This is a genomic window from Nonomuraea sp. NPDC050478, assembly GCF_044458265.1.
Taxonomy (GTDB): Bacteria; Actinomycetota; Actinomycetes; order Streptosporangiales; family Streptosporangiaceae; genus Nonomuraea; species Nonomuraea ferruginea.
Genome location: NZ_JBITHT010000006.1, coordinates 119,903 through 146,799, shown reverse-complemented (window position 1 = coordinate 146,799; position 26,897 = coordinate 119,903). Strand labels below are relative to the sequence as shown.

The window sequence follows — 26,897 nt, the reverse complement described above, 5'->3', positions numbered from 1 at the left end:
CGCGAGGCGATCAGATCCGCTGGATGTTCGCGGGGGCGCGGTGGACGAGACGCAGGCCCAGCTCGACGAGGGTCCAGCCGACGCGCCAGCTCATCGTGGGGCGGCTGTCGCGGGTGGCGCGCCAGTGGTCGGCGCGCTCCCGTAACTCGGCGTCGCGGATCTCCATGAGCCGCAGGTGGATGTCGGGGTGCATGGCCGTGACCTCCTCGGTCAGGGGCGGCGGGCGGGGAATCCGTACAGGTGGAGGTTGACGTTCTCGCGGCCTTCGGTGTCGCCGGCCTCGATGGCGGCCTCGCTGTGGCGCTGCCACCTCCTGACCACTTCCAGGAGCTCCTGGTTGAGCCCGTTCAGCTCGGCGGCGGTCAGGCGGGGCAGCGACTGCGAGCTGAAGGCGGCCGCGCGCCACTCGGGGGACCAGGCCGACTGCTCGTCGAGGTAGCGCTCGTACAGCTCGACGTGGTCGTGGAAGGCGGTGCGGGTGAACGCGGTGTAGGCGGCGGCCCGCTCGGGGGCGTCGCGGAAGTCCTTGTCCTGGACGCTGTAGTGGCGCATGACGAGCTGCCACCAGCGCTCGCGGCCGTCGCTGCTCTGCGGCTCGGCCTCCTCGATCACGCCGTGGGCGGCGAGCTTGCGCAGGTGGTAGCTGACCAGGGAGACCGCCTCGTCGACCTGGTCGGCGAGCTGGGACGCGGTGGCGACGCGGGCCTGGAAGAGGGCCCGGTAGAGCTTGAGGCGCAGGGGGTGGGCCATGGCCTTCAGCGTGTCCAGGTCGGTGATGCGCCTGCTCTCCATGGCGTCAGCCTAAATGGGAAGGATTAATTGCGCAACTTTTCTTTCCTATCTAGGGGAAGAACAGGGCGGGAGGGTGGGGACCCCTCCCGCCCTTGACCGGTCAGGAGGCGCGGGCCGCGTCCAGCACCTTCCGCGCGTCCCGCTCGAAGGAGGCGCGGGCGCCGAGCGTGAGCAGGCCGCCGATCACCATCACGGGGACCAGCGCGTACATGCCGGTCAGCAGCGAGCCGGTCCGCTCGGAGACGATGCCGACGATCAGCGAGCCGAACGCGCCGAAGCCGGCCATCAGCAGTTGCAGCACGGCGAAGCCGAGCCCCCGGGCGCTCGCCGGCACCACGTCCGCCAGGCAGGCGGTCATGTTGGGGATGGCGATCGACATCGAGGTGCTGGCGAGCACGGTCAGCACGGTCAGCCAGGCCAGCGAGTCCATCGACAGGGCGAGCGCCAGGATGAGCGCGCCGATCGTGATGCCGCCGCCGCCCGCGAGCAGGCGGCCGCCCTTGCGGGTGCCGTGCCACCTGCGGCCCAGCCAGGAGCCGATGAGGGTGCCGCTCAGCGTGCCGGCCACCGTGATGAGGCCGCTCAGCGATCCGGCGACGGCGGTGTCCACACCGAACGAGCGCACCATGAGCGTGGTCATCCAGTAGAAGACGCCGGCCAGGCCCAGGGTGAGCAGGCCGAGCCCGACGCACACGAAGATCAGCGTGGGGATGCGGATCACCTGGCGGAGCTGGGTGCCGAACGGCACCTGGTCGTGCACGGGCACCTTGTCGGGCGTCGGCTCGGGCACGGGCTCGGCGTGCACGGTGGCCCGGGCCTCGGGGGCGGAGCCGGTGGCGACGAGCCGGTCCAGCTCGCCCCGGCGCGGCTCGCGCAGGAACCACACCAGCAGGGCGGTGAGCACGCCGGGGATGACCATGATGAGGAACGCCTGCCGCCAGCCCAGCTGCGCCGCGAGCACGCCGCCGATCAGGGTGCCGACGCCGCCCAGGTAGGTGGTGACGCGGACCAGCCCGTACGCCTTGGCCCGGCTGGAGGGCGGGTACCAGTCGGCGAGCAGGCTGCCCGAGGCCGGGTTGTCGATGTTCTCGGCGGCGGCGAGCAGCACCCGCATGCCGAAGAACATCGCGAAGCCGGTCGCCAGGCCGGAGCCCGCCGTGGCGATCGCCCAGATGAAGACGACGATGGCGATGATGCGGGTGCGGCTGCGGCGGTCGGCCAGGTATCCGGCGGGGATGGCGACGATGGCCCCGGCGATCGCGGCGGCGGTCGGGATCGCGCCCGCCGCGACGTCGCTGATTCCCCACTCCTTGATGATGTGCGGGAGGACCCCTGACAGGAGGTTGGCCTCGATGCGGTCGACCAGGCCGACGATGAAGAGCACGACGAGCGGCGTCCAGCCGAACGGTGCCTGTGACGTGGCGTCGATCCTGCCGGTACGAGGCGAGCCCAGCGTTCCGACCATGCCCCACCTTCCAGTAGATAACTCTAGAATCGCGTTCTAGTTAGAGTGGCAGAAGTCACAGGATTCGTAAATGGGCGATTTCAGGCGAGTCACCGTTACGGTGGTGCGCGTGAGAGGGGCGCTGCTCGTCGCGGGCACCACATCAGACGCCGGCAAAAGCGTCGTCACCGCCGGGATCTGCCGCTGGCTGGCCCGGCGGGGCGTGCGCGTCGCCCCGTTCAAGGCCCAGAACATGTCGCTCAACTCGTACGTGACCGCGGACGGCGCCGAGATCGGCCGGGCCCAGGAGGTCCAGGCGCGGGCCGCCGGGCTGGAGCCGGTGGCCGACATGAACCCGATCCTGCTCAAACCGGGCAGCGACCGCCGCAGCCAGGTCGTGCTCATGGGCCGCCCGCTGACCGACGTGGACGCGACGGAGTACGGCGCGCTCAAGGACCGCCTGCGGACGGCGGCGCTGGAGTCGCTGGACCGGCTCAGGAACGCCTACGACGTGGTGGTGTGCGAGGGCGCGGGCAGCCCCGCCGAGATCAACCTGCGGGCCGGCGACCTCGCCAACATGGGCCTGGCCAGGGCCGCGAACCTGCCGGTGATCGTGGTCGGCGACATCGACAGGGGCGGAGTGTTCGCCGCCTTCTACGGCACGGTCGCGCTGCTGGACGCCGCGGACCAGGCGCTGGTCTCCGGGTTCGTGGTCAACAAGTTCAGGGGCGCGCGGGAGCTGCTCAGGCCGGGCCTGGACATGATCGAGGAGCTGACCGGGCGGCGCGTGTACGGGGTGCTGCCCTGGCTGGACGGGCTCTGGATGGACGTCGAGGACTCGCTCGCCCTCGACGGCCGCCGGGTGGTGACCGGGAAGCCGCACGGCAGGCAGACGCTGCGGGTGGCGGTGGTGCGGCTGCCGCGCGTCTCCAACTTCACCGACGTGGACGCGCTGGCCGCCGAGCCGGGCGTGGTGGTGCGGTTCGTGACCGGCCCGGCCGAGCTGGACGACGCCGACCTGGTGGTGCTGCCCGGCTCCCGCGCCACCGTCGCCGACCTGGCCTGGCTGCGTGAGCGCGGGCTGGCCGACGCGCTCGCCGCCCGCGCCGGGCCGGTGCTCGGCATCTGCGGCGGTTTCCAGATGCTGGCCAGGGAGATCGTGGACGAGGTCGAGTCGGGCGCCGGCCGGGTGGACGGGCTCGGGCTGCTGCCCGCGCGGGTGACGTTCGGGCCGGACAAGGTGCTCGGCAGGCCGTCCGGTCAGGCGTACGGGCATCCGGTGGACGCGTACGAGATCCACCACGGACGGGTCACGGTGGAGGGCGGCGAGCCGTTCCTGGACGGCTGCCGGGCCGCGAACGTGTGGGGCACGACCTGGCACGGCGCGCTGGAGAACGACGCGTTCCGTCGGGCCTTCCTTGCGGACGTGGCCGGGAGGGCGGGGCGCGCGTTCGAGCCCGACCCGGCCACCGACTTCGGCCGGTTGCGCGAGCGGCGCCTGGACGCGCTCGGGGACCTGGTGGAGCGGAACCTGGACACCGGGGCGCTGCTCGACCTGATCGGGAACGGCCCGCCGCAGGTGCCCGGCCTGCCGCCCGGGGCCCGGTGACCGTCAGCGGGGGTGGACCACGTCCGTCGCCGCGGCGATCATGGCAAGCACCGGGAAGATCGCCGAGGGCGGCACCCGGTAGACGCCGCGCTCCGGCTGCTCGACCAGCCCGGCCGAGCTGAGCGTCTTGAGATGGTGGTAGAGCTGGCCTTGCGAGGCCGGTGACAGCTCGGTCTGCAGCTCGGCCGCGGGCCGCGGGCCCCGCACGAGCAGTTGCAGGATGCGCAGCCGGGCGGGGTGGCCCGCCGCGGCCAGCACGGCCGCCATCGGACCGGCCGGCTGCTCGACCAGCCAGCCTGGCGGCCGGGCCATCTCCCAGCTCCACCGGTAGCCGCCGAACCTGGCATGCCCGCCGTACACCAGCTTGCCGGACTCCTCGACCTCGCCGCCGGGCTCGGGCGCCCGGCCCTCCAGGGCGGCGACCCGGGCCTCCAGCGCGGCCACGCGCTCCTCGATCGTCGTCACAAGCGAAAGATACCCCGGAAAACCGGAATTCCGGAGTCAGCGGTTGCCGGGTGCCGGAAGCGAACCGGCGCCGAACCTTCCGGAGCCCGCCGGTGACGGCGGCGGCCCCTGACAGGCACCATGGCGGGCATGACAGCAGTGGTGCGGGCCGAAGGGCTGACCAAGTACTACGGTAAGCGCCGGGGGCTGGAGGACCTCGACCTGGAGATCCAGCCGGGCGAGATCTTCGGCTACCTCGGGCCGAACGGTTCCGGCAAGACCACCACGATCCGGCTCATGCTCGACGTCATCCGGCCCACCCGCGGCACGGTGAGCGTCCTCGGCACCGGCTCGCGGGAGGCCGCCGTACGGGCCAGGATCGGCTACCTGCCGGGCGAGCTCGCCCTGGAGGGCAGGGAGAAGGCCCGCGACTACCTGGACTTCCTCGGGAAGGTGCGCGGCGGGGTGCCCGCCGGCCGGATCGGCGCGCTGGCCGAGCGGCTCGACGCCGACCTGGGCGTGCCCATGGGGAAGCTCTCCAAGGGCAACAAGCAGAAGGTCGGGCTCATCCAGGCGTTCATGCACGAGCCCGAGTTCCTCATCCTCGACGAGCCGACCAGCGGCCTCGACCCGCTGGTGCAGCAGGAGTTCCTCACCATGCTGCGGGAGGTGCGCGCCTCCGGGCGGACCGTGCTCATGTCCTCGCACGTGCTGGCCGAGGTGGAGCACGTCTCCGACCGGGTCGGCATCGTACGGGCCGGGCGCCTGGTCGCGGTGGAGAACGTGTCCGCGCTGCGGGAGAAGGCGGTGCGGCGGGTGGAGCTGCACTTCGACGCGCCCGTGCCGGCGGAGGCGTTCGACGGGCTGCCGGGGGTGCGGGACCTGCGGGTGGCGGGCGCGAGCGTGCGCTGCACGATCGACGGCCGGCCGGACGCGCTGATCAAGACCGCGGCCAGGTTCACCGTGGTGCACCTGGTCAGCGAGGAGCCGGACCTGGAGGAGATCTTCCTCACCTACTACAGCGACGAGGGGAGACACGATGATCGCCAAGACGTTGCGTGACTACCGGCGGGCCCTCATCGGCTGGACGATCGGGATCAGCGCCTTCATGGGCCTCTACCTGGCCGTGTACGGAAGCGTGAAGGAAAATCCCGAGGTGTACGGCCCGCAGGCGATGGCGAAGTTCCCCGGCGCGCTGAAGGACCTCATGGGCGGCATGGAGGACTTCACCAGCGGCGCCGGCTACCTGCAGTCGGTCGTCTACCAGCTCTTCGTGCCGTTCCTCTTCCTGGCCTGCGCCATGCTCATCGCCAACCGGGCGCTCGCCCAGCCCGAGGAGGACGGCACGCTGGAGCTCGTCGTCACGCTGCCGATCGACCGCAAGCGGCTCGTCCTGGAGCGGTTCGCGGCCCTGGTGATCGGGCTGGGGGCGGTGGCGGCCATGACGCTGCTGGTCACCTGGGTGATGGCGGAGACGATGGAGATGGGGGTGCCGTTCGACCGGATACTCGCCGCGCACACCGGGGTCCTGCTGGTCGGGCTGTTCTTCGGGGCCGTCACCCTGGCCGTGGGCGCCGCCACCGGCCGCAAGGGCCCCGCCATGGCGGTCACCGGGGTGTGGGCGGTGCTCGGTTACGTCGTCGTCACCGTCGGGCGGAGCGTGGACGCCATCGCCTGGCTGAAGTGGCTGTCGCCGTTCCACTACTACGCCTCCGGCCAGCCGCTGCAGCAAGGGCTGCCGGTGGGGGAGTACCTGGTGCTGACCGGGGCCGCCGCGGTGCTGGCGCTCACCGCGGTGCTGGCCTTCGACCGGCGCGACGTGGGGGTGTGATGTCGCCGCGGGTGCCCGCCGAGCTGCTCGGCGGGCACCTCCGCACGCTGCGGGAGGCCGCCGGCACCGGCCGGCTGCCCGGCAGGGACGAACTGGACGCCTACCGCGCCGGCGGCCGCCGCGCCGCCGAGCTGGGCGTGCCGTTACGGCACCTGGTCGACGCCGCGCTGGCCGCCGCCGACGGGCTGGCCGCGCCGTCGGTGCTGCCCGCGCTGCGCAAGGCCGTCGCCGCCCTCATGGAGGGGTACGAGAAGGCACAGCTCGCCGCGCTGCGCGAAGCCGAACGGGAACGCCGCGCGTTCGTCGACGACCTGCTCCACGGCAGGGCCGAGCGGCTGGCGGAACGGGCCGAGCACTTCGGGCTGCGCCTGGCCGAGTCGTACGTGGTGACCGTCGCCCGCGGGCTGGCCGGCACCGGCGCCGACGGCATCGAACGCGACCTGACCGAACGGTTCGGCTCGCACAACATCCTGGTCGCGGTACGGGACGGGCTGCTGGTGTGCGTGGTCCCGGCCACGCTCCCGGCGGCGGTCGGCGAGTTCACCCACCATGTACGCTCCCGCTTCCCCGCCGGCTGGCGGGTCGGCGTCGGCAGGCCGCAGCGCGGGCCCGGCGGCATCGTCGCCTCCTACCGGGAGGCGGCCGGCGCCCTCGACCTGGCCGACCGGCTCGGCCTGAAGCACGACGTGGTCAAGGCCGCCGACCTGCTCGTCTTCCCCGTACTGCTGCGTGACAGGAGCGCGATGGAGGACCTGGTGACGAGCGTCCTCAGCCCGCTGCTGCATGCGCGCGGCGGGCACGAGCCGCTGCTGGAGACGCTGGAGGCGATCTTCGCCGCGCACGGCAACCAGACCGCCGCCGCGCGCCGGCTGGGCGTCAGCGCCCGCGCGGTCACGTACCGGCTGCAGCGCGTCAACCGCCTGACCGGCTTCTCCCCTGACGATCCCACCCAGCGGTTCACGCTGGAGACGGCCGTGCTCGGCGCGCGCCTGCTCGACTGGCCCTGGGAACAGCCGGGCGGCGAGTGACATTCGACGGCGGGGCCGAAGTCGGTAAGCTTACGCGCCGTGAGCGGTGAAACCTCCCACATCGGGCGCTACAGGCTGGTGCGTGTGCTGGGCCGGGGTGGGATGGGCACGGTCCATCTCGCCGAGGACCCTTCCGGGCAGCAGGTCGCCATCAAGGTGATCAACCCCGAGCTGAGCCAGCATGAGCAGTTCCGCATGCGCTTCCGCAGGGAGGCGGACGCCGCGCGGCGGGTGCGGCGGTTCTGCACGGCGGCCGTGCTGGAGGCCGCGCTCGACGGCGACCAGCTCTACGTGGTCACCGAGTACGTTCCGGGGCCGAACCTGGAGGAGGCGGTGCGGCAGTCCGGGCCGCTCCGCGGGTCCAGTCTCGACGCGCTGGCCGTGAGCGTGGCGACCGCGCTGACCGCCATCCACGGGGCCGGGGTCGTGCACCGCGACCTGAAACCGTCCAACGTGCTGCTGTCGCCCGTCGGGCCGCGGGTGATCGACTTCGGCATCGCGCGGGCGCTCGACACCCTGGGCGGCGTCACCGGCACCGGGGAGCTGATCGGCACGCCCCGATACATGGCGCCCGAGGTGCTGCGCGGCGAGCCGGTTTCGCCGGCCTGCGACGTGTTCTCGTGGGGCTGCCTGGTGGCGTACGCCGCGAGCGGGCGGTCGCCGTTCCCCGGCGACACCCTGCCCGCGATCGTCTACCAGGTGCTCAACACCGAGCCGAGCCTGGACGAGGTCGAGCCGGGCCTGCGCGAGCTGGTCCGGGCCGCGCTGCACAAGAACCCCGCCATGCGCCCGACCGCGCAGCAGCTCCTCGACCACCTGGTGGGCCGGGCCGCCGGGCCGGAACAGGTGGCGCACACCGTCCAGGTGGCCTGGCAGCAGGCGACCACGCCGGTCACCGCCGCGACCTCGTACGCGCCACGCGGCCCCGGCAGGGCCAAGCTCATCGCGGGCGTCAGCGCGGCGGCGGCGCTGCTGGTGACGGCAGGCGTCGTCGCGTGGGCGCTGATGCCGGGCGGGCCGCCCGAGATGTCGGTGCTCTACCGGGAGGATTTCACCCAGACGTCCGGCGGCTGGAACGGCAGGTACGACCCCTCCTCGGGCTCCAGCTACGGCTACCGCACCGACGGCACGTACGGGCTGGACGTGGAGCCGAACTACGAGGAGCGCTGGGCGGAGGCGGCCATCCCGTTCCTGACCAAGACGCCGACCGCCACCCCCGACCCGTCGGCGACCCCCACGCCGATGCTCCCCGAGACCGTCCTGGTCGCGGTGACCGCCGAGGTCAAGCAGGTGACCGGCTCGGGCGAGTACGGCGTCTACTGCCACGCGGCGGACGACGACACCTACTACGAGTTCGGCCTCGACACGGCAGGCAACGCCCGCGTCCGCCGCATCTACAACGGCTCCGGCGGCACCATGGCGGAGCCGGCGCAGGTCGGCGAGCTGAAGGGCAAGGTCCGCATCGAGGCCGCCTGCGAGCAGACCGGCAAGGCGGTGCGGCTCACCCTGTGGGTCAACGGCAAGAAGGTCGTGTCGGTCGACGACCCGAACGGCATCGGCAACGGCTCGGTCGGCATGTTCGCCCGCACGCCGAAGGACGAGAAGTCGGTGCTGAAGATGGCCTACGACGACTTCGAACTCCGCGGCACCCCCGCCCAGTCGTAGGCGACCGTCACCCCGTCAACGGCCGGAGGAGGGGAGGCGGGTGGTGGTGGCGGCGAGGTGGCGGAGTCCGGCTTCCGACGCGGAGCCGGGTTCGGCGGCGAACAGGTCAAGGCCCTGGAGCTCGGGGTCGCCCGGCAGGGACACCAGCTCGGCCGACAGGCGGAGTTCGCCCACCACGGGGTGGTCGAGGACGTAGTCGCGGTGGGTGGCGGCGGCGACGTGGTGCTCGGTCCACAGGGCGCGGAACTCGGGGCTCCGCTTGCAGACCGCGTCCACGTGCGCCATGACCCGCGGGTTCTCGGGGTAGCGGGCGGCCAGGACGCGGAGCCGGGCCACATGCTCCCGGGCGAGCCGGTGCCAGCCGTCGCCGTGCATGCGCCTGACGTCGTCGTCCAGGAAGATCAGGTGCCCGAGCGTCCGCCGCTCCTCGGGGATCGCGGCGAGGTCGGCGAAGACCGCGGCGGCGAGGGTGTTCCAGGCGATCACGTCGGCGTGCCGGCCGAGGACGAGGGCCGGGGTGAGGACCAGGGAGTCGAGCAGCCGCTGCAGCCCCGGCCTGATCGGGTGCTGCGGGAAGTCGCGGCACCGGTGCGCCGGGTGGGCGAGCGCGTGCAGGTAGGACCGCTCGTCATCGCTGAGCCGGAGCACGTCGGCGATCGAGTCGAGGACCTCGGCCGAGACGTTCTGGCTGCGGCCCTGCTCCAGCCGGGTGTAGTGGGCGACGCTCACCCCGGCGAGCAGGGCCAGCTCCTCGCGGCGCAGCCCCGTCACCCGCCTGGTGCCGTTGGTCTTGAAGGGCAGCCCCGCCTCGTCCGGCCGCAGCCGCGCCCGCCGCGACTTGAGGAACTCGCTCAGCTCGACATCACGCTCCATAGGTCGCCAGCCTAAGCAAAGTTTGCGTACGCAGAACACGGGGCTGGCTGACGTCCGGGGCCGCGGCGAGGCTGACCGGCATGAGATTCGCGTTCCCCCTCGTCCTCCTCGGCCTGGGCAGCATGATCACCGCCCTGGACTTCACCGTCGTCTACGTCGCGCTCCCGCACATCGCGCGGGATGTCGGTTTCTCCCCGTACGCACTGCAATGGGTGGTGAGCGCGTACGCGGTGCCGTTCGGCGGCTTCCTGTTGCTCGGCGGCCGGCTGTCCGACCTGCTGGGCAGACGGCGGATGTTCGTGCTCGGCATGCTCCTGTACGGGGTCGCGTCCATGCTCGGCGGGCTGGCCACGGGGCCCGGCCCGCTGATCGCCGCCCGTGCGCTCCAGGGGCTGGGCGGGGCGGTGCTGCTGCCGGCCACGCTCTCGCTGGTCGTCACCATGTTCGACGAGGGCCCGGCCCGCAACCGGGCGATGACGGTGTGGGCGGTGTGCGGCGCGAGCGGGCTGAGCCTCGGCGCGCTGCTCGGCGGCGTGCTCACGGCGACGTTCGGCTGGCAGGCGGTCTTCTTCGTGAACGTGCCGATGGCCGCCGCCGGGATCGTGGCCGCCTTCGCCGTGCTGACCCCGGACGGTACGCGACGGCCGGGCGGCTTCGACCTGCCCGGAGCGGTCACCGGCACCGCCGGTGTCACGGGGCTGGTGTTCGCCATCGCGCACGGCGCCCAGTGGGGCTGGACCTCGCCCGGCGTGATGGCGTCCCTGGCCGCCGCCGTCGTGCTGCTCGCCGGGTTCGTCGCGATCGAGGCGCGCAGCCGTAACCCGCTGCTGCCGCCGCGCCTGCTGGCGAACCCGCACACGCGCACCGCCACCGGGGTCATCCTGGTCTACGGCATGGCCCTGCAGTGCGTCCCGTACTTCCTCACCCTGCACTTCCAGGACGTGCTCGGGTACGACGCGATGCGGTCGGGCCTGGCGTTCCTCGGGCCGACGCTGAGCATCACGGCGGGCAACATCATCGGCGAGCGCCTGATCCCCCGGCTCGGGCTGCGCGGCACGCTGACCCTCAGCCTGCTCGTGGGCGCCGCCGGCACGGCGCTGCTGGCCTGGAGCCTGTCCGCCGACGGCTCCTATCTCGGCCTGCTGGCCGGGCTCGTCGTCTTCGGGCTGGGCTCGGGGCTGTCGTTCACCACCATGTTCATCCTCGCCACGACCGGCGTGGCCCCGCATGACCAGGGAGCGGTCTCGGGGCTGTCCTCCACCTTCCTTCAGACGGGCGGCAGCACGGGCCTGGCCGTGCTGGTGGCCGTGGCCTGGCGTGACACCACCGGCCTGACCGGCGAGGCGCTGCGTGCCGCCACAGTGGACGGGCTGCGTTCCGCGCTCTTCGTCGCCGCGGCGATCGCCGTGGTCGGTGTGGTGGCGGCGGGCAGAGTCCCCCGCCGGACGGCCGACGCGGTTTCCCGGTCCTGATCCCTCACCCTGAAGTCGAGGGGACCCCGCCCTCTGGCGGGGGAACCTCGTCGCCCTCTGAACCTCCATCAGGGGTGGCCTCGAAGGGGGCTTCTCCCCTCCGCAAGGCGAGAACCTGGTCCAGACCGAGCGCCGCGGGCGGCGCGTGCCGCGGGTGGCCGGAGGCGATGGCCTGCCGGAAGGCTTGCTCGGCCGCTTCCAGCTCCCCTCGGCTGGCGAGCACTATCCCCAGATTCAGGGCGGCATGAGGCGCGCTTTCTGGATGGTTCGAAGCGATCACCCGCCGGAAGGCTTCGCCGGCGGCGCTCAGCTCCCCCGCATGGGCGAGCAGGGCCCCCAGGTTCAGTTCGGCCCTGGGCGCATGGTCGGGGTGGTAGGAGCGGATCGCCTGCCAGTAGGCGTCTTGCGCGGCGTCCAGATCTCCATGCTCTTCGAGCATTTTCCCGCAGACGAGTGCGGCGAGCGGTGCGGTGTGGGGATTACGCGAACGGATCACTTGGCGGAAGGCGTCTGTGGCGGCTTCGATCTTCCCCTGCTTGGAAAGCGCTATTCCAGCTGAAGGGTGGCCATGGACGAACGATCGGCGTTCTGCGAGCGGGCCGCTTGCCGGAAGGCGTCCGCGGAGGCTTCCACCTCTCCCTGCTCAGCGAGCAGAATGCCCAGATAGCCCGCGGAGACGGCCGCCTCTTCACGGTGAGGTGAGGTAGCCGCCTTGCGCCCTGCCGCGATGGCGTGCTCTCGCTCCCCGCGGTTCTCGGCTCCGTACATGATCGCGCGCGCATCGGACGGGTTGACGATCGAGATGAGCTCGGGCCAGAGGCCCGGGTGGATGGGCCGGGCTCCTTCGTCGGCGGACACGATGTGGTCAAGAGCCTTCCACCCTGCCTCACCGTCGCCGGTGTCCGCGGTGAGCAGAGCGACCTGGGAGGAGACGGGGACGGCCGCCCAGGTGCGGAGGCCCTGCTGGAAGGTGTCCGGAGTGGCGGGCACGCCTGCCCGTATCGCTGGTAGATAGAGAGCGAACAGCCGCGAGAGCTCAGCGTCGGTGACAGAACGGGTGAGTCCCGCACGGCGGCAGTCGACCGCTGCTTGGACGATGGCGCAGCCGGCCGGATCGTCATCGGGCCCGGCCTTGTACTTGGCGAAGAGCTCGATCGCGCCGACGAGGGTCTCGGCGATGCTGCCTCGGAAGGTCTCCCCAGGGTAGAGGGCTTCGGCTTGCTCACGCTCGGCGTCGGTGGGCGGGCGGAAGACCAGTTCGTGGCCTTGGCCGTCGCGGTGCGCGCGGCTCAACGCCGTTCGGGCGACGCGCGTGCTGTCGGTACCGGACTTGAGGATCTGACCGCGCCTTCCGGCGGTCATGGTCGCGACCAGTACGGCCTGGCGGGCGACCGCGTCCAGCACGGCAGGCGTCAGGACTTCGAGGTCGGCGACGGTGATGTCGTCGAGGTGGACCACGGCCGGTCCCTCGCCGGAGGGGAGAGCGTTATCGGAGAGAGCGAGTTCCGCGAGAGCGGCTCCGCTGGCAGGCAGCAAGACGACGGTGTCTTCGGGGAACACCGCCCGGATGGCTTCGGTGGTTATACGGGACTTGCCCGCCTTGGTGTTCCCCCACACCAGCACGAACGGATAGGGCGGGCCGGGCGCGCTGAGGGCGTCACGGATCTGCGTGTCGTCAGGCTCGCGGGGGACATAGGGGTCGCGCCCGCTGGTGGTGTACTGGGTGGGAGTGACTCCGAAATCGGTGGCCGAGAGCTGACCGAGCCGGGGAAGCTCGCCGGCGCTTCCTCGCAGGACCCGGGTGGTGACGTACCGCCGCTTGTCGTCGAGTTCCTCCGCCGTCCGGGCCTTCCGCTCGGCGCGCGCCCCGATCAGGGGGAGAACGACGGAAAGGGCGGCGAGGAGGAGCACGATCCCGATGCAAGCGGTGATCACCGAGTCGGACTGACCGGGCAGCTGCATCAGCATGGTGGTGATGGCGAGAAGCGCGGCCTGGGTGGTGGTCGCGACGGTGATCCAGATCGTCAGGTGTCGCCGTGCCCACACCGCCAGTCTCGTGGCTGTCGAGCGTCGAGCATCCTCGCGGTCCGCCACCGCCCCTCCCCATGACCTTTGCCGTCATTTTCGGCAACCGGATCAGGAATCGGCCCGGAAGGAAGAGAACAGATACTCATCTGCAACATGGGTCCGAGCCGCCACGCTGTCCGCGCTCGGGCAGGGCATCGAGCCAGCGGATGAGGCGGTTTCCCTCCCTGGTCATGATCTCCGGGTCGCGCAGGGCGTTGGCCAGCAGGGACATGCCCTGGTAGGCGCCGACGAACGTGAGCGCGAGGTCGTCCGGGTGGGGCAGCCGTACCGGGCCGCGATACCGCGCTGGCTGATCCACCCGGCGACCATGGCCTTGAGACGTTCGAGGGGGTCGGGCGGCCGGTCGAGCTCACCGGTGAGCCGGGCGAGGTGGTCGGCGCCGGCGCGTTGTTCCTGCTGATCTCCGGCGACTTCGTGGCGGCCGCCGACAGCCCGGGCGGCGTCATCGGCCGCGTCCTCGACGACGCCAGATCCGCTGGAGCCGGGCGGGTCGTGCTGCTGTCCTCCCAGGGAGTCGCCACCCGCCCCGGCTCGTCCTCCCTCGGGAGCACGGCGCGGTCCATCGAGGACGCCGTCCGGCGGTCGGGCATGGACTGGACGATCCTGCGGCCCGGCGGCTTCGACTCCAACGCCTACGCCTGGGCCGAGTCGGTCCGCGCCCGGCGCGCCGTCGCCGCGCCGTTCGGGGACGTCGGCCTGCCGTTCATCGACCCGGACGACATCGCCGAGGTCGCGGCCGTGGCCCTGCGCGAGGACGGTCACGCGGGCCAGGTCTACGAGCTGACCGGACCCGCCCTCACCACGCCGCGGCAACGGGCCGAGGCGATCGGGGAGGCGCTCGGCGAGCCGATCCGGTTCACCGAGCAGACCCGCGAGGAGGCTCGCGCGCAGATGCTGCGGTTCATGCCCGAGCCCGTGGTCGAGACCACCCTGTCCATCATCGGCGAGCCCACCCCGGCCGAGCGGCGCGTCAGCCCCGACGTCGAGCGGCTCCTCGGCCGGACGCCGCGCACGTTCGCCGAGTGGGCCCGGCGCAACGCCGCCGCCTTCCGGTAGCGGGCGACGGGTCAGAGGATGCCGGCCCGGGCGGCGGCCAGGGCGGCGTCGGCCGCCCGGTCCGCGTCCGCCGCCGTGGCCGGCTCGTGGGTGACGAAGAGACGGTAGTAGATCGGGGCCACCGCGGCCCTGATCACCTCGTGGGCGTCGACCGCTGCGGGCAGCTCGCCGCGGTCGACGGCGCGGCGCACCACCTGGGCCGACTGCTCGTGGCGGGCCTGGAAGAAGTCGTGCAGCGCCAGGGCCGCCTCGGGGCTCTGCATGGCCGCCGCCACGAACGCCGACGACACCGGACCCAGCTCCGGATCGGCGAACCCGCTCTGCACGAGCCTGGCCACCCCGCGCAGGTCGCTCTCGACGGCGCCGGTGTCGGGGACGGGCCAGGGCTCGTCGCGGGCCAGCTCCAGCGCGTCGGAGATCAGCCCTTCGACGCTGCCCCACCGCCGGTAGACGGTGGTCTTGTGGACGCCCGACCGTTCGGCGACGTTGTCCACGGTGAGCCCCCGGAACCCCTTCCCGGCCAGCTCGGCGAGGGTCGCCTGCCGTACGGCGTCGCGGACGCGGGCGCTGCGCCCGCCGGGTCGCTTACTGGGCTCCACGGCCACTCCTAAGGCAACTGGCGTTGCGTTTACTTTAGAACCCATGCCACACTAAAGCAACACAGGTTGCGATTGGAGCGTCGCGGCTCGGAACTCACGGGGGACCCTCATGTTGATCAAAATTTCCGAAGGAGCCCCGTACGGGGTCGCGACCGGCGCCGACGGGGCGGTCTGGTTCACGCTGGTGCACCAGGGGATGGTCGGGCGGCTGGTCCCCGGCGAGGAGCCGAGCTTCCACCGGCTCGACCCGGCCGACGGCGGGCCGACGGTGATCGCGCCGGGGGCCGACGGGGCGATGTGGTTCACCGAGTACCAGGGCGACCGGGTCGGCCGCATCACCCCGGAGTTCGAGGTGACCTCGTACGAGGCCGAGGCTCCGTACGGAATGGCGGCCGGTCCCGACGGCGCGATGTGGTACACGTGCATGCGCTCCGACAAGATCGGCCGCATCGGCGCCGGCGGGGAGCGGGACGAGTTCGCGGTGCCGGTCGAGGGCGGGATGCCGTCAGGCATCGCGGCCGGGGCCGACGGGGCGCTCTGGTTCACGCTCAACCAGGCCGGGGCCGTCGGCCGGATCACGCCGGGCGGTGAGGTGACCGTCCACCCGCTGCCCACCGAGGGCGCGGCGCCGGTGCACATCACGGCGGGGCCCGACGGCGCGCTCTGGTTCGCGGAGATCGGCGCGGGCCAGGTCGGCCGCGTCGATCCGGCCGGGAAGGTCACCGAGCACCCGCTGCCCGACCGCGCCTGCCGGCCGCACGCGATCGTCACCGGGCCGGACGGCGCGCTCTGGTTCACCGAGTGGGCGGCGAACCGGCTCGGCCGCATCACGGTCGACGGCGCGATCAGTGAGTTCGAGCTGCCCGGGTCGGAGCCGCACGGCCTGGCCACCGGACCCGACGGCGCGATCTGGGTGGCGATGGAGTCCGGCGGACTCGCCAGGGTCATGCCGGACCGGCTCGCCGGACGGTTCGTAGTTGACTAGGGGCATGCGTGCAATCGTGCTGGCCGCCCAGGGCGGCCCCGAAGTCCTGGAGTACGTCGAGCGGCCCGACCCGGAGCCGGGTGACGGCGAGGTGGTGGTCGACGTCGCCGCGAGCGGCGTCAACTTCATCGACATCTACCATCGTTCCGGCGCCTACCCGCTGCAACTGCCCTGCACGATCGGGTCCGAGGGCGCGGGCGTGGTGTCCGCGGTCGGGCCAGGCGTCGAGGGCGTGGTCGTCGGCGAGACGGTCGCGTGGGCGATGGCGCTCGGCAGCTACGCCGAGAAGGCCGTGGTGCCCGCCCGCCTGGTGGTGCCGGTGCCCGAGAGCGTCGCGCCGGACGTGGCCGCCGCCGTGATGCTGCAGGGCATGACCGCCCACTACCTCACCCACTCCACCTACCGGGTGCAGGAAGGCGACACGGTGCTCGTGCACGCCGCCGCGGGCGGCATGGGGCAACTGCTCGTCCAGGTGTGCAAGATGCTCGGGGCGACCGTCTACGGGACCGCCTCCACCCCGGCGAAGGAGAAGCTGGCCAGGGAGGCGGGCGCCGACGACGTGCTGACCTACCAGGACTTCGCCGAGAGGCTGCGCGGCAAGGTGGACGTGGTCTACGACGGCGTGGGCGCGACCACGTTCGACGGCGGGCTGGAGGCGCTGCGCCGGCGCGGGCTCATGGTCCTGTACGGGGCCGCGAGCGGTCCGGTGCCGCCGGTGGACCCGCAGCGGCTCAACCGGGCCGGGTCGCTCTTCCTCACCAGGCCGACGCTGGCCGACTACACGGCCGAGCGTGACGAGCTGCTGTGGCGGGCGGCCGACCTGTTCGAGTGGATCGGCTCGGGCCGGGTGCGCGTCAACGTGTCGCACCGCTACCCGCTGGCTGACGTGGCCAAGGCGCAGGAGGACCTGGCCTCGCGGCGGACGACGGGCAAGCTGCTGCTGATCCCGTGACGGCTACGCTCGACGGCATGGACCTGACCACTTCGGTCGTCTCGTTCGCCGCCGTCGTCGCGTTATTGACGATCACGCCGGGACTGGACACCGCGCTCATCCTCCGTACGTCCCTGTTGTCCGGGAAGCGCCCCGCGTGGGGGGTGACGCTGGGCATCCAGCTCGGCACGCTCGTCTGGGGCCTGCTGACGGCGGCCGGCCTGGCCACGCTGCTGGCCGCCTCGCAGCTCGCCTACGACGTCCTCCGCTACGCCGGGGCCGCCTACCTGGTGTGGCTGGGGCTGCGCATGCTGCTGGTCAAGAAGGACGCGCACGTGGACGAGCCGGACGCGCGAGAGGTCCGCTTCCGCACCGGCTTCCGGCGCGGGCTGGTGACGAACCTGCTCAACCCGAAGGTCGGCGCCTTCTACGTGGCGATGCTGCCGCAGTTCATCCCGCCGGACGCGCCGCACGCGGCGGTGGGGCTGCTGCTGGCGGGCGTACACGTGGCCGAGGGGCTGGTGTGGAGCGCGGGCCTGATCGTCTTCGCCGGGGTGATGAGCGGCGTGCTGCGCTCGCCGTCCGTGCGCCGCCTGCTCGACCGGGTCACGGGCGTGGTGATCGTCGGCTTCGGGGTACGGCTGGCGGTCGACTGATCTTCACGCGATCGACCGGATCTCGCGGAGCGTCGGGAGACCTGTACGGGTGACGACCATGACGTGGCAGCCGGCGGTGCTGGCGGCCGTGACGCCGGCCGGGCTGTCTTCCAGGGCGACGCAGCGGGAGGGATGGGCGCCGAGGCGGCGGGCGGCTTCGAGGTACGGGTCCGGGTGGGGCTTGCCGCGGCGGGTGTCCTCCGCGGCCACCACCTCGTCGAAGCGGTGACCGAGGCGGGGGAGCACCAGGGCGGCGATGCTGCGGGGCGAGGCGGTCACCAGGGCGGTGGGGATGCGGGCGGCGGTCAGCTCCCGCAGCAGGGGAGTGGCGCCGGGCATGACGTCGAAGCTGTGGGCCAGCTCGCCGGCGAACGCGCGGGTGAGGGCGTCGCCGGTGTCCCCGGCGTCCCCGGCGTCGTGGTAGCGGGGGGCGCGGGAGAGCAGGTGGGCGGCCGTGTGCTCGACCGTGCGGCCGAGCACGTCCGGCTCGTCGTCCGGGCCCAGGTCGACGCCCAGGCCGCGGGCCACCGTCGCGGTGGCCCGCCACCAGTGGGGCTCGGTGTCCACGAGGGTGCCGTCCAGGTCGAACAGGACGGCCGCGGGCACCTCAGACGGCATCGGGCACGGGGGCGGCGCGCGCGGCCACCAGGACGGGACGCTCCACGAGGCGGATCGCGACGCGGGTGCCGGGGGCGAGCCGCGCCGCCTCGTGGCCGGGCACGTCGGCGAGCACCTCGTGACCGTCCAGCAACAGGCGGAGACGGACGGACGCGCCGCGGAACGACGCCGTCACCACCTCGCCCAGACCGGACCCGGCACCGGACCCGGACCCGGACCCGGACCCGGACCCGGCACCGGAGCCGGAGCCGGGGCCGGGGCCGGGGCCGGGGCTGCGGGCGGAGTCCGGGTCGGGGTCGGGGGCGGCGAGGGTCACCTGGATGGCTTCCGGGCGGATGAGGACGGTGACGTCGGGGCCGGCGGGGGCGGTGCCGTCGACGGGCAGCGTCTGGCCGAGGACCGTCACCTTGCCGTCGCCGGCGAGCCGGCCGGGCAGGTGGTTCATGGTGCCGACGAACTCGGCGACGAACGGGGTGGCGGGCCGGTCGTAGACCTCGGCGGGCGGGCCGGCCTGCTCCAGGCGGCCGTCGCGGAGCACCGCGACCCGGTCCGCGATCGACAGCGCCTCCTCCTGGTCGTGCGTGACGAAGATCGTGGTGATGCCCAGGCCGAGCTGGAGCCGGCGGATCTCCTCGCGCAGCGCGACCCGTACCTTGGCGTCGAGCGCGGACAGCGGCTCGTCGAGCAGCAGCACGCGCGGCTCCAGGGCGAGCGCGCGGGCCAGCGCGACGCGCTGCTGCTGGCCGCCGGAAAGCTGGTGCGGGTAGCGGTCGGCGTGCCCGGGCAGGCCGACCAGCTCCAGCAACTCGTCCGCCTTGGCCCGCCGGGTCGCGGTCGGCACCCCGCGCACGCGCAGGCCGAAGGCGACGTTGTCGCGCGCGTTCAGGTTGGGGAACAGCGAGTACGACTGGAACACCATGCCGGCGTCGCGCTTGTTGGCGGGCACGTCGGTGATGTCCTTGCCGTCGACCAGCACGGCACCGGAGTCGGGACGCTCGAACCCGGCCACGCAGCGCAGCGCCGTCGTCTTGCCGCAGCCCGACGGGCCGAGCAGGGCGACGAACTGGCCGGGCTCGATGGTCAGGTCGAGGCCGTCCAGCGCCACCGTCTTGCCGAAGACCCGGCGCAGGCCGCGGAACTCCACCTTGGACGTCACTTCTTCTCCCTCCCGAAAGCGGTGGAGACCGCCAGCAGCAGCAGCCAGATGAGCAGCAGGCTGAGGATCGAGACCGCGACCGACACCTGACCGCGCGAGCCGGAGATCGTCACGATCCACACCGCGAACGGCTGGTAGCCGAGCAGCCTGGACACGGTGAACTCGCCGAACACCAGGGCGAGCGTGAGGAACGAGGCGCTGGCCAGGGCCGAGCGCAGGTTGGGGATGATCACGCGGAACATCACGTGCGGCCACGACGCGCCGAGGCTGCGCGCGGCCTCCACCAGCGTCCGCACGTCCATGGTGCGCAGCCCCGCGTCCAGCGAGCGGTAGACGAACGGCAGGACGAGGACCACGTACGCGAGCACGAGCACGACGGGGAAGCCCGGGTCCTGGACGGCGATGAGCGTGGCCCAGAACGGGGTGGGCGCGAGCACGTCGGCGCCGACCCGCAGCGAGGTGCTCAGCCCGGCCACGTACGTGATCGGCGGCACCACGAGCGGGAGCGTGCAGAGCACCTCCATCAGGGGCCGCAGCCCCGGCGCGAACAGCCGGACGGCCAGCATCGCGGGCAGCGTCAGCAGCAGCACCAGCGCGATCGTGGCCAGGGCGAGCGCCAGCGACAGCGACAGGCTGGACGCGAAGCCCTCCGCCGTCAGCAACTCGGCGTAGGGCTCGAAGGACAGTCCGGTGGTGGGCGTGTAGATCGTGTACCAGAGCGACGCCCCGAGCGGCACCAGGAAGTACAGCCCGGCGATCACGAACACGGCGGCCCGCCAGGCGCGCGGGCGGGCCGGCCGGGCGGGGGCGGTGACGAGGGGCTGCTCCAGGCCCGTCACTGCAGCCATCGGGTGGTCCTCCTCTGCAGCGGCAGGTAGATCAGCATGACCAGGCCCGCGATCACGATCATGTCCAGGCTCAGGGCGAGCGCCACGTTCTCCTGGCCGATCAGCACGTCGCTGGTGAGCGCGTTGGCGATCTTGAGGGTGACCAGCGGCACGACCGTGCCCGCGCCCATGGCCGCCGCCGTGGCGTAGGCGGCGAAGGCCGAGCCGAACAGCAGCACCACCCCGCCGAGCAGGGCGGGCGTCAGCACGGGCAGGCCGACGTAGCGCCAGTAGTGCCAGGCGGTGGCGCCGTTGTTGGCCGCCGCCTCCCGCCACTGCGGCCGCAGCCCGTCCAGGGCCGGCGCCATCACCAGCACCATCAGCGGCACGCTGAAGTACAGGTAGACGATCACCAGGCCCCAGAACGAGTACAGCGACCCCGACGGCAGCCCCAGCAGCCCGCTCACCACGCCGGAGTTGCCCAGCGTGGCCACCCAGAAGAAGGCCAGCGGGACGCCGCCGAAGTTGGCCAGCACGCCGGAGGCGGTCAGCACCGCGTTGCGCAGCGCGGTGGACCGGGAGGTGACCACCGCGTAGGCGAGGAACGTGCCGAGCACGGCCCCCGACAGCGCCACCACGGCCGAGACCTGCACGCTCCCGGCCATGGCGGTCAGGTTGCCGCCTTCCAGGCTCTGCCGCACGTTGGCCAGCGTCGGTTCGCCGCGCGAGGTGAAGGCCCCCGCCAGCAACGCGGCCAGCGGGATGCCGAACACGAACGCGTAGAAGGCGAGCAGGGGCAGCGTGCCGAGCCACCCCGGGGACCGTCTCATCCGGAGATCGCGGCGTCCCAGCCGCTCGCCAGCTTGTTCTTGGCCGCGTCGACCTGCTCCGTGGTCGGGAACGCCGGCTCGCCCTCGACGGCCGGCAGCGCCTCGGCCGCCGCCTTGTCGATGCTGCCGTCGGCCTGCATGGCGGGCATGAGGACCGGGCGGGCGAAGCCCTTCAGGTAGAGGTTCTGGCCCTCGGGGCTGTAGAGGAACTCCTGCCACAGGCGGGCCGCCGCCGGGTGCGGGGCGTCCTTGTTGATCGCCTGGGCGTACATCTGGAAGTACTGGCCGTCGGAGGGCACGTTGACCTGCCAGTCGAGGCCCTTGGCCGCCATCTGCGGGGCGTAGGCGGCGTTGTTGTAGTCCCAGTCGATGCTGATCTGGGTCTCGCCCTTCTCGATCGTGGCGGGGGTGGTCTCGACCGGGTTGAAGTTGCCCGCGTCCTTCAGCTTCTTGAAGAAGTCGATGCCGGGCTGGATGTCGTCGAACGAGCCGCCGTTGGCGATCGAGGCGGCGTACACGCCGGCGAAGGCCGAGCCGGACTTGGTGGGGTTGCCGTTGAGCGCCACCTTGCCCTTGTACTCGGGCTTGAGCAGGTCGGCGAAGCTCTTCGGGCAGGTGGTGATCTTCTTGGCGTCGCAGCCGATGGAGATGTAGCCGCCGTAGTCGTTCACCCAGAGGCCGGTGGGCTCCTTCTGGCCCTCGGGGATCTTGTCGAAGGTCTGCACCTTGTACGGGGCGAACAGTCCCTCGGCGGCGCCGCTGATCGCGAAGGACTGGCCCAGGTCGAGCACGTCGGGGGCGCGGTCCTGGCCCTTGCGGGTCTTGACCGCGTTGATCTCGTCCGCGCTGGCGGCGTCCGGGTCCTCGCTCTCGATCTTGATGCCGTACTTGGCCTCGAAGGTCTTGATGATCTCGCCGTAGTTGGCCCAGTCCGGCGGCAGGGCGATGACGTGCAGGTCGCCTTCCTTCTTGGCGGCCTCGACGAGCTTGTCGAAGCCGCCGAAGTCGGCCGCCGAGGTTGCGGTGCGCGCGTCCACCCCGCCTTCGGCGGCCGTCGACGTCTGGGTTCCTGGCGCGGCGCCGCACGCCGCGGTGACTACCGTAAGGGCGGCGATGACGCCTGCCGCACGAGCGCGAGGTGTGAACACGTGGCCTCCACTCCGGGGGTGTGGGAGGAATGTAGGGGAACTTGTACAAACAAGCGAGCACCAGTAAGTCGCATATACGTTGCTCTTTCGTGAACTGGGGTGGTCGGTAATGGTTGCGCGCTATGAACTGATCGCCGATGAGCTGCGGGGCGAGATCCTCTCGGGCGTGCACCCGGTGGGCTCGCAGCTCCCGTCCGAGTCGGAGCTGGCCGCCCGCCACGGCGCCGCCAGGGGGACGGTCCGGCAGGCGGTCGCCGTGCTGGCCGCCGAGGGCCTGGTCGGGTCGCGGCAGGGGGCCAGGCGCATCGTGCTCGGCACCGCGCGCAGCCAGAGCTTCGCCGAGCTGCACAGCTTCGCCGAGTGGGCGCGGGCCAACGGCTACCGGTACGGCGGCCAGGTGATCGCCCAGCGCCGCCGCCCGCCCACCCCGGCCGAGGCGGCCAGGCTCGGCTCCGGCGAGGTGCTCGACGTGCTGCGGCTGCGCACCCTGGAGGACGAGCCGGTGCTGCTGGAGCGGACCGCGTACGCGGAGTGGATCGCCGGCGCCGTCGAGAGGCTGCCGCCCGGCTGCGGGTCCGTGACCGAGGCGCTGTACGAGTCGGCGGGGCTGGTGTTCGCCTACGGCGAGCACCTCATCGACGCGGTGCCCGCGAGCACGCGGGACGCGCGCCTGCTCGGGGTCAGACGGGGCAGCCCGCTGCTGCGCCAGCGCCGGGTGACGACCACGCACGAGGGCAGGGCGGTGGAGTGCTCGGACGACCGCTACCGGGCGGGGAGCGTGGCCTTCAGCATCCGCAACTCGATCGGGGCGAACCCGCTCGTGCGGCACGCGGGCGACTTGCGTTTCGGCGCGTAAGAACATATGTTCGAGTCATAGCGCCCGCCTTCCCCCGGGTGGCTCAGCATAGGCACCAGAGCCGCGGGGAGAAGCGACTTGAGCAGACTCTATGGCGATCCGATAGAGGTGTGGACCAGAGACGGGGAGCCGACCCAGTTCGTCTGGCGTGACCGGCTCTATCTCGTCCGCCAGGTGCTCGATCACTGGGTGGTGGCCCGCGAATGGTGGAAGATCAGCGAGAGCGACCCCGGTGAGCGCCGGTTCTGGCGGGTCGAGGCCAGCCCCGGGCGCGAGGCCGGCACGTACGAGCTGAGGTTCGACACCGCCAGCGGCGGCTGGCTGCTCCTGCGGGCGTGGGACTGATGGGCGGCCGGGCGGCGGGGCCGTTCCCGCACCTCAACGTGAGCTCCGCCTACTCGATGCGCTACGGCACCGCGTTCCCGAAGGCGCTGGCGGAGCGGGCCTTCGAACACGGGATGGACATCCTGGCGCTGACCGACCGCGACGGGCTGTACGGCGCGGTCAAGCACGCGCAGGCGTGCGCGGCCGCCGGGATCGCGCCGGTGTTCGGCGTCAACCTGGCCCTCGGCGATCCGGAACCGGACATGTGGCCGATCGCCCCGCCGAGCCGGACGAGCGGGCGTGACGCCCGGCCGCGGACCGGGCCGGGGGCGCAGGACCGGGTGACCGTGCTGGCGCGCTCGCGCGGCTGGTCGCGGCTGGCGCGGCTGGTCACGGCCGCGCACTACGCGGGCGAGCGCGGAGACCCCCGCATCACCCGCGGGCTGGCGGCCGAGTGGGACGCCGCCGGCGACGGCGGGCTGGCGGTGCTGCTCGGCCCGCGTTCCGACGTCGGCCGCGCGGTGGCCGAGCGGCGCGACGACCACGCCCGGACACTGCTCGGCCGGTGGCGCGAGGCGCTGCCGGGCGTGGTGATCGAGCTGGTCGACCAGTACGCGTTCCACGACGCCGCCACGGCGCTGCGGATGCTCGCCCTGGCCGAGTCCATGGACGTGCCCGCCGTGCTCACCAACGCCGTCCGCTACCTCGACCCGGCCGACCACCAGGTCGGCGACGTGCTCGACGCGGCCCGCCAGCTCGTCCCGCTGCACCCGCGCCACCTGGAACGCACCACTTCCCACGCCTACCTCAAGAGCGGCAAGGAGATGGCCCAGGTCGCCGCCAAGATCTGCGGCCACGACGGGGACCGGATCGGCAGGCTGCTGCGCACCACCCGGCAGATCGCCGAGGCGTGCGCCGCCGACCCGGTGGAGCTGCTCGCGCTCCGCCAGAGCCCGCCCCGCCTCCACCTGCCGGAGATCGGCGGCGACCCGGTGCCGCTGCTGCGCCACCGCGTCGCCGACGGCCTGGCGGAGCGCGGCCTGCGCCGTTCCCGCGAGGCCAGGGAACGGGCGGCCGCCGAGCTCGACGTCATCGAGCGCAAGCGGCTGTCGGGCTACTTCGTCGCGGTGTCCGGCATCACCGACATGATCCGCGGGATGGGGGTGCGCTGCGCCATCCGCGGGTCCGGCGCGGGCAGCCTGGTCAACTACCTCATCGGCATCGGCGAGGTGAACCCGATCGACCACGGCCTGCTCATGGAGCGGTTCCTGTCGGAGGGCCGGATCGGGCTGCCCGACATCGACGTGGACGTGGAGTCCGCGCGCCGCCTCGACTGCTACAGGGCGATCTTCGACCGGTACGGGGAGTCGCGGGTGGCGTGCGTGTCCATGATGGAGACCTATCGGGCGCGCAGCGCCATCCGCGACGTGGCGGGCGCGATGGGGCTGCCGCCGCACGAGATCGACGCCATCGCCAAGGCGTTCCCGCACATCCGGGCCATGCAGATCACCGCGTCCCTGCGCGACCTGCCCGAGCTGCGCGAGAGCCGGCTCGGCGACGCCGGTCTGGAGCGGGTGTTCCGGCTGGCGGAGAAGCTCGACGGGCTGCCCAGGCACATCGCGCTGCACCCGTGCGGGGTGCTGGTCGGCAACTCCGGGATGCGCGACCTCACCCCGGTCGAGCGCAGCCTGCTGGAGTTCCCCATGTCGCAGTTCGACAAGGACGACGTGGAGGAGGCCGGGCTGCTCAAGCTGGACGTGCTCGGGGTGCGGATGCAGTCCGCGCTCGCGTACGCGCTCGGCGAGATCAAGCGGGTCGACGGCGTCACGGTCGAGCTCGACGCCCAGAGCGGCGACGATCCGGACGTACGGTACGTCCCGCACGACGACCAGGAGACGTACGACATGATCCGGGCCGGCCGGACACTCGGCTGCTTCCAGATCGAGTCGCCCGGCCAGCGCGAGCTGGTCTCCAAGCTGGAGCCGCGCACCATGCACGACCTGATCGTCGACATCTCCCTGTTCAGGCCGGGGCCGGTCAACTCCGACATGGTGACCCCGTACCTGGAGGCCAGGCACGGCTGGCGGCAGCCGTACTACCCGCACGAGCGGCTGCGCGAGGCGCTGAAGGAGACGCACGGCGTGGTCGTCTTCCACGAGCAGGTGCTGAAGATCATCCAGGTGATGACCGGCCGCGACCTGTCGTTCGCCGAGATGCTCCGCCGCACCCTCGGCACGCCCGAGGGCCGTGACCGGGTGCGCAACCACTTCGTGCCGCTGGCCAGGGCCAACGGGTTCGGCGACGAGGAGGTGGAGCGGGCCTGGAAGGTGCTGGACGCGTTCGGCGGGTTCGGGTTCTGCAAGGCGCACGCGGCGGCGTTCGCGCTGCCCACCTACCAGTCGGCGTGGCTCAAGCGGCACCACGCGGCCGCGTTCTTCGCCGGGGTGCTCACCCACGACCCCGGCATGTACCCGGCACGGGTGATCATCGACGAGGCGCGGCAGTGCGGGGTGCGGATCCTGCCGCTCGACATCAACAAGTCGGCCAAGGACTGGCGGGTGGAACGGCTCGGGCCGCGGGTGCGGGTCCGCGTCGACCCGGCCCGGCTGGAGGGCTCCGGCCGGCCCCGGCGCGCGTTCGAGGCGGGGGAGATCGGCGAGGGGTACGCGCTGCGGGTGCCGTTCTCGGCCGTCAAGGGGGTCAGCGAGGCCGAGGTGGAGCGCATGGTGGCGGGCCGGCCGTACACCTCGCTCGCCGACTTCTGGGACCGGGCCCGCCCGTCCCGGCCGACGATGGAGCGGATCGTGCAGGTCGGCGGGCTGGACGCGGTGCACGGGCTGCGGCCCGGCGACGGCGAGCGGTGGCGGCCCGGCGAGCTGACCAGGCGCGACCTGATCGCCCAGGTCGGCGCGCTGGAGCGGGCCTCGTCGATCGGCGTGCGAGCCGGGCCGCGCCGCGGCAGGCGGTACGCGCCCGCGCCGCCCGCCGAGAGCCGCCACCTGGCGGCCGTGCAGTTGCCCCTCGGCTTCACCGAGCACGTCACCCCCGGCGAGCTGCCGGAGATGACCGACGCGGAGATGGTCGAGGCCGAGCTGGAGATCCTCGGCATGGACATCAGCCGGCACGTCGTCAGCTTCCACGACGAGCTGCTGGACGCGCTCGGCGTGACCCGCGCCAAGGACCTGCTCGGGCCGCGCAACGGGGCCGAGGTGCTGGTGGCCGGCGTCAAGGTGGCCACCCAGACGCCCGCGATCCGCTCCGGCCAGCGCATCATCTTCGCCACCCTGGACGACTCGACGGGGCCGGTCGACCTGACTTTCTTCGAGTCGGTGCAGGGGCGGTGCGCGGCCACCGTGTTCGGGTCGTGGCTGCTGCTGGTGCGCGGCGCGGTCCGCCGCACCGGCGCCCGCGCGGTCTCGATCCGGGCCCTCGACTGCTGGAACCTGGCCGACCTGGACGCGCTGTGGCGGGCCCGCGGCCTCGACGCCGTCCGCGCCGAGCTCGCCCGGCCCCCGGCCGACCAGGGCCCGGTGGGTGGCCGCGCCATCGAGTACGGCAACGGCTTCCGCCTGTCGCCCTACGCCGACCTGGGCCCGGCCGTCACCGACCCGCCCCGCCGCCTCTGGCACGCCAGCCCGGGCAGCTCCGGCCCCACCGCGGCCTGA

At 72.6% G+C, this 26,897-nt stretch carries 27 protein-coding genes; 13 read left to right on the top strand and 14 right to left on the bottom strand.

Annotation, left to right across the window (positions count from 1 at the left end):
- Positions 1–10: 10 nt before the first annotated feature.
- From ACIBF7_RS29720 to ACIBF7_RS29710, 3 genes are all read right to left on the bottom strand, one after another.
- Positions 11–193 carry a hypothetical protein gene (locus ACIBF7_RS29720; protein ID WP_148029842.1) on the bottom strand — a complete coding sequence of 61 codons (183 nt, stop codon included), beginning with the start codon at positions 191–193 and terminating at the stop codon, positions 11–13.
- Positions 194–210: 17 nt separating this feature from the next.
- Complete coding sequence (locus ACIBF7_RS29715; RefSeq protein WP_148029843.1) at positions 211–792, bottom strand: helix-turn-helix domain-containing protein; 582 nt, start codon at positions 790–792, stop codon at positions 211–213.
- 100 nt (positions 793–892) lie between these two features.
- Entirely contained in the window at positions 893–2,257 is a 1,365-nt protein-coding gene (locus ACIBF7_RS29710; RefSeq protein WP_397198647.1) for an MFS transporter, read from the bottom strand.
- Between the two features lie 70 nt (positions 2,258–2,327).
- On the opposite strand from ACIBF7_RS29710, the gene ACIBF7_RS29705 reads away from it, so the two are divergent.
- Positions 2,328–3,845 carry a cobyric acid synthase gene (locus tag ACIBF7_RS29705; RefSeq protein ID WP_397198646.1) on the top strand — a complete coding sequence of 506 codons (1,518 nt, stop codon included), beginning with the start codon at positions 2,328–2,330 and terminating at the stop codon, positions 3,843–3,845.
- Positions 3,846–3,848: 3 nt separating this feature from the next.
- Here the strand turns inward: ACIBF7_RS29705 and ACIBF7_RS29700 are convergent, their stop codons facing one another.
- Positions 3,849–4,310, bottom strand: a complete 462-nt coding sequence (locus tag ACIBF7_RS29700; protein ID WP_219548003.1) for a helix-turn-helix transcriptional regulator — start codon at positions 4,308–4,310, stop codon at positions 3,849–3,851.
- 129 nt (positions 4,311–4,439) lie between these two features.
- Between ACIBF7_RS29700 and ACIBF7_RS29695 the strand changes: the two genes are divergently transcribed.
- The 4 genes from ACIBF7_RS29695 to ACIBF7_RS29680 are packed head-to-tail and all read left to right on the top strand — an operon-like array spanning position 4,440 to position 8,813.
- Positions 4,440–5,351, top strand: a complete 912-nt coding sequence (locus ACIBF7_RS29695; RefSeq protein WP_364237665.1) for an ABC transporter ATP-binding protein — start codon at positions 4,440–4,442, stop codon at positions 5,349–5,351.
- Positions 5,329–6,120, top strand: coding sequence for an ABC transporter permease subunit (locus ACIBF7_RS29690; RefSeq protein ID WP_148029848.1), 792 nt, complete (start codon positions 5,329–5,331; stop codon positions 6,118–6,120). Before ACIBF7_RS29695 ends, ACIBF7_RS29690 begins: the two co-directional genes overlap by 23 nt.
- Positions 6,120–7,148, top strand: coding sequence for a PucR family transcriptional regulator (locus ACIBF7_RS29685; RefSeq protein WP_397198645.1), 1,029 nt, complete (start codon positions 6,120–6,122; stop codon positions 7,146–7,148). Before ACIBF7_RS29690 ends, ACIBF7_RS29685 begins: the two co-directional genes overlap by 1 nt.
- 39 nt (positions 7,149–7,187) lie before the next feature.
- Positions 7,188–8,813: a serine/threonine-protein kinase gene (locus ACIBF7_RS29680; RefSeq protein ID WP_308249109.1), complete on the top strand. Its 1,626-nt coding sequence runs from the start codon at positions 7,188–7,190 to the stop codon at positions 8,811–8,813.
- A gap of 15 nt (positions 8,814–8,828) precedes the next feature.
- Here the strand turns inward: ACIBF7_RS29680 and ACIBF7_RS29675 are convergent, their stop codons facing one another.
- Entirely contained in the window at positions 8,829–9,686 is an 858-nt protein-coding gene (locus ACIBF7_RS29675; RefSeq protein WP_397198644.1) for a helix-turn-helix domain-containing protein, read from the bottom strand.
- An 80-nt stretch (positions 9,687–9,766) separates the two neighbouring features.
- On the opposite strand from ACIBF7_RS29675, the gene ACIBF7_RS29670 reads away from it, so the two are divergent.
- The gene (locus ACIBF7_RS29670; RefSeq protein ID WP_397198643.1) at positions 9,767–11,158 is read left to right on the top strand and encodes an MFS transporter; all 1,392 of its coding nucleotides are present in this window, start codon (positions 9,767–9,769) and stop codon (positions 11,156–11,158) included.
- Positions 11,159–11,162: 4 nt separating this feature from the next.
- On the opposite strand, the gene ACIBF7_RS29665 is transcribed toward ACIBF7_RS29670, so the two are convergent.
- The 3 genes from ACIBF7_RS29665 to ACIBF7_RS29655 all read right to left on the bottom strand — a co-directional run bounded on the left by ACIBF7_RS29665 (position 11,163) and on the right by ACIBF7_RS29655 (position 13,544).
- Positions 11,163–11,684, bottom strand: a complete 522-nt coding sequence (locus ACIBF7_RS29665) for a tetratricopeptide repeat protein (protein WP_397198848.1) — start codon at positions 11,682–11,684, stop codon at positions 11,163–11,165.
- 20 nt (positions 11,685–11,704) lie between these two features.
- Positions 11,705–13,252, bottom strand: a complete 1,548-nt coding sequence (locus ACIBF7_RS29660) for a hypothetical protein (RefSeq protein ID WP_397198642.1) — start codon at positions 13,250–13,252, stop codon at positions 11,705–11,707.
- A gap of 76 nt (positions 13,253–13,328) precedes the next feature.
- Positions 13,329–13,544: a hypothetical protein gene (locus ACIBF7_RS29655; protein ID WP_397198641.1), complete on the bottom strand. Its 216-nt coding sequence runs from the start codon at positions 13,542–13,544 to the stop codon at positions 13,329–13,331.
- Between the two features lie 71 nt (positions 13,545–13,615).
- On the opposite strand from ACIBF7_RS29655, the gene ACIBF7_RS29650 reads away from it, so the two are divergent.
- Positions 13,616–14,302 (top strand): NAD(P)H-binding protein, encoded by a 687-nt coding sequence (locus ACIBF7_RS29650; RefSeq protein ID WP_397198640.1) that lies wholly within the window; start codon positions 13,616–13,618, stop codon positions 14,300–14,302.
- Between the two features lie 11 nt (positions 14,303–14,313).
- On the opposite strand, the gene ACIBF7_RS29645 is transcribed toward ACIBF7_RS29650, so the two are convergent.
- Positions 14,314–14,901 carry a TetR/AcrR family transcriptional regulator gene (locus tag ACIBF7_RS29645; protein WP_148029854.1) on the bottom strand — a complete coding sequence of 196 codons (588 nt, stop codon included), beginning with the start codon at positions 14,899–14,901 and terminating at the stop codon, positions 14,314–14,316.
- A gap of 109 nt (positions 14,902–15,010) precedes the next feature.
- On the opposite strand from ACIBF7_RS29645, the gene ACIBF7_RS29640 reads away from it, so the two are divergent.
- The 3 genes from ACIBF7_RS29640 to ACIBF7_RS29630 are packed head-to-tail and all read left to right on the top strand — an operon-like array spanning position 15,011 to position 17,473.
- A complete protein-coding gene (locus tag ACIBF7_RS29640; RefSeq protein ID WP_397198639.1) occupies positions 15,011–15,886 on the top strand; it encodes a virginiamycin B lyase in 876 nt (291 codons plus the stop codon).
- Positions 15,887–15,890: 4 nt separating this feature from the next.
- Positions 15,891–16,838, top strand: coding sequence for a quinone oxidoreductase (locus ACIBF7_RS29635; protein ID WP_148029856.1), 948 nt, complete (start codon positions 15,891–15,893; stop codon positions 16,836–16,838).
- Between the two features lie 17 nt (positions 16,839–16,855).
- Positions 16,856–17,473 (top strand): LysE family translocator, encoded by a 618-nt coding sequence (locus ACIBF7_RS29630; RefSeq protein ID WP_271280511.1) that lies wholly within the window; start codon positions 16,856–16,858, stop codon positions 17,471–17,473.
- Positions 17,474–17,476: 3 nt separating this feature from the next.
- On the opposite strand, the gene ACIBF7_RS29625 is transcribed toward ACIBF7_RS29630, so the two are convergent.
- The 5 genes from ACIBF7_RS29625 to ACIBF7_RS29605 are packed head-to-tail and all read right to left on the bottom strand — an operon-like array spanning position 17,477 to position 22,052.
- Positions 17,477–18,079: an HAD family hydrolase gene (locus ACIBF7_RS29625; RefSeq protein ID WP_397198638.1), complete on the bottom strand. Its 603-nt coding sequence runs from the start codon at positions 18,077–18,079 to the stop codon at positions 17,477–17,479.
- Between the two features lies 1 nt (position 18,080).
- Positions 18,081–19,247, bottom strand: a complete 1,167-nt coding sequence (locus tag ACIBF7_RS29620; RefSeq protein WP_397198637.1) for an ABC transporter ATP-binding protein — start codon at positions 19,245–19,247, stop codon at positions 18,081–18,083.
- Positions 19,244–20,095 carry an ABC transporter permease gene (locus ACIBF7_RS29615; RefSeq protein WP_148029859.1) on the bottom strand — a complete coding sequence of 284 codons (852 nt, stop codon included), beginning with the start codon at positions 20,093–20,095 and terminating at the stop codon, positions 19,244–19,246. The genes ACIBF7_RS29620 and ACIBF7_RS29615 overlap by 4 nt, the downstream gene beginning before the upstream one ends.
- Positions 20,083–20,904 (bottom strand): ABC transporter permease subunit, encoded by an 822-nt coding sequence (locus tag ACIBF7_RS29610; protein ID WP_148029860.1) that lies wholly within the window; start codon positions 20,902–20,904, stop codon positions 20,083–20,085. The genes ACIBF7_RS29615 and ACIBF7_RS29610 overlap by 13 nt, the downstream gene beginning before the upstream one ends.
- A complete protein-coding gene (locus ACIBF7_RS29605; protein ID WP_148029861.1) occupies positions 20,901–22,052 on the bottom strand; it encodes an ABC transporter substrate-binding protein in 1,152 nt (383 codons plus the stop codon). Before ACIBF7_RS29605 ends, ACIBF7_RS29610 begins: the two co-directional genes overlap by 4 nt.
- 109 nt (positions 22,053–22,161) lie before the next feature.
- Here ACIBF7_RS29605 and ACIBF7_RS29600 point away from each other — a divergent pair, with 109 nt between their 5' ends.
- The 3 genes from ACIBF7_RS29600 (at position 22,162) to ACIBF7_RS29590 (ending at position 26,897) form a co-directional block, all read left to right on the top strand.
- Positions 22,162–22,908 carry a GntR family transcriptional regulator gene (locus ACIBF7_RS29600; protein WP_148029862.1) on the top strand — a complete coding sequence of 249 codons (747 nt, stop codon included), beginning with the start codon at positions 22,162–22,164 and terminating at the stop codon, positions 22,906–22,908.
- A gap of 78 nt (positions 22,909–22,986) precedes the next feature.
- A complete protein-coding gene (locus tag ACIBF7_RS29595) occupies positions 22,987–23,253 on the top strand; it encodes a DUF6504 family protein (RefSeq protein ID WP_148029863.1) in 267 nt (88 codons plus the stop codon).
- Positions 23,253–26,897, top strand: coding sequence for a DNA polymerase III subunit alpha (locus tag ACIBF7_RS29590; protein WP_219548047.1), 3,645 nt, complete (start codon positions 23,253–23,255; stop codon positions 26,895–26,897). The genes ACIBF7_RS29595 and ACIBF7_RS29590 overlap by 1 nt, the downstream gene beginning before the upstream one ends.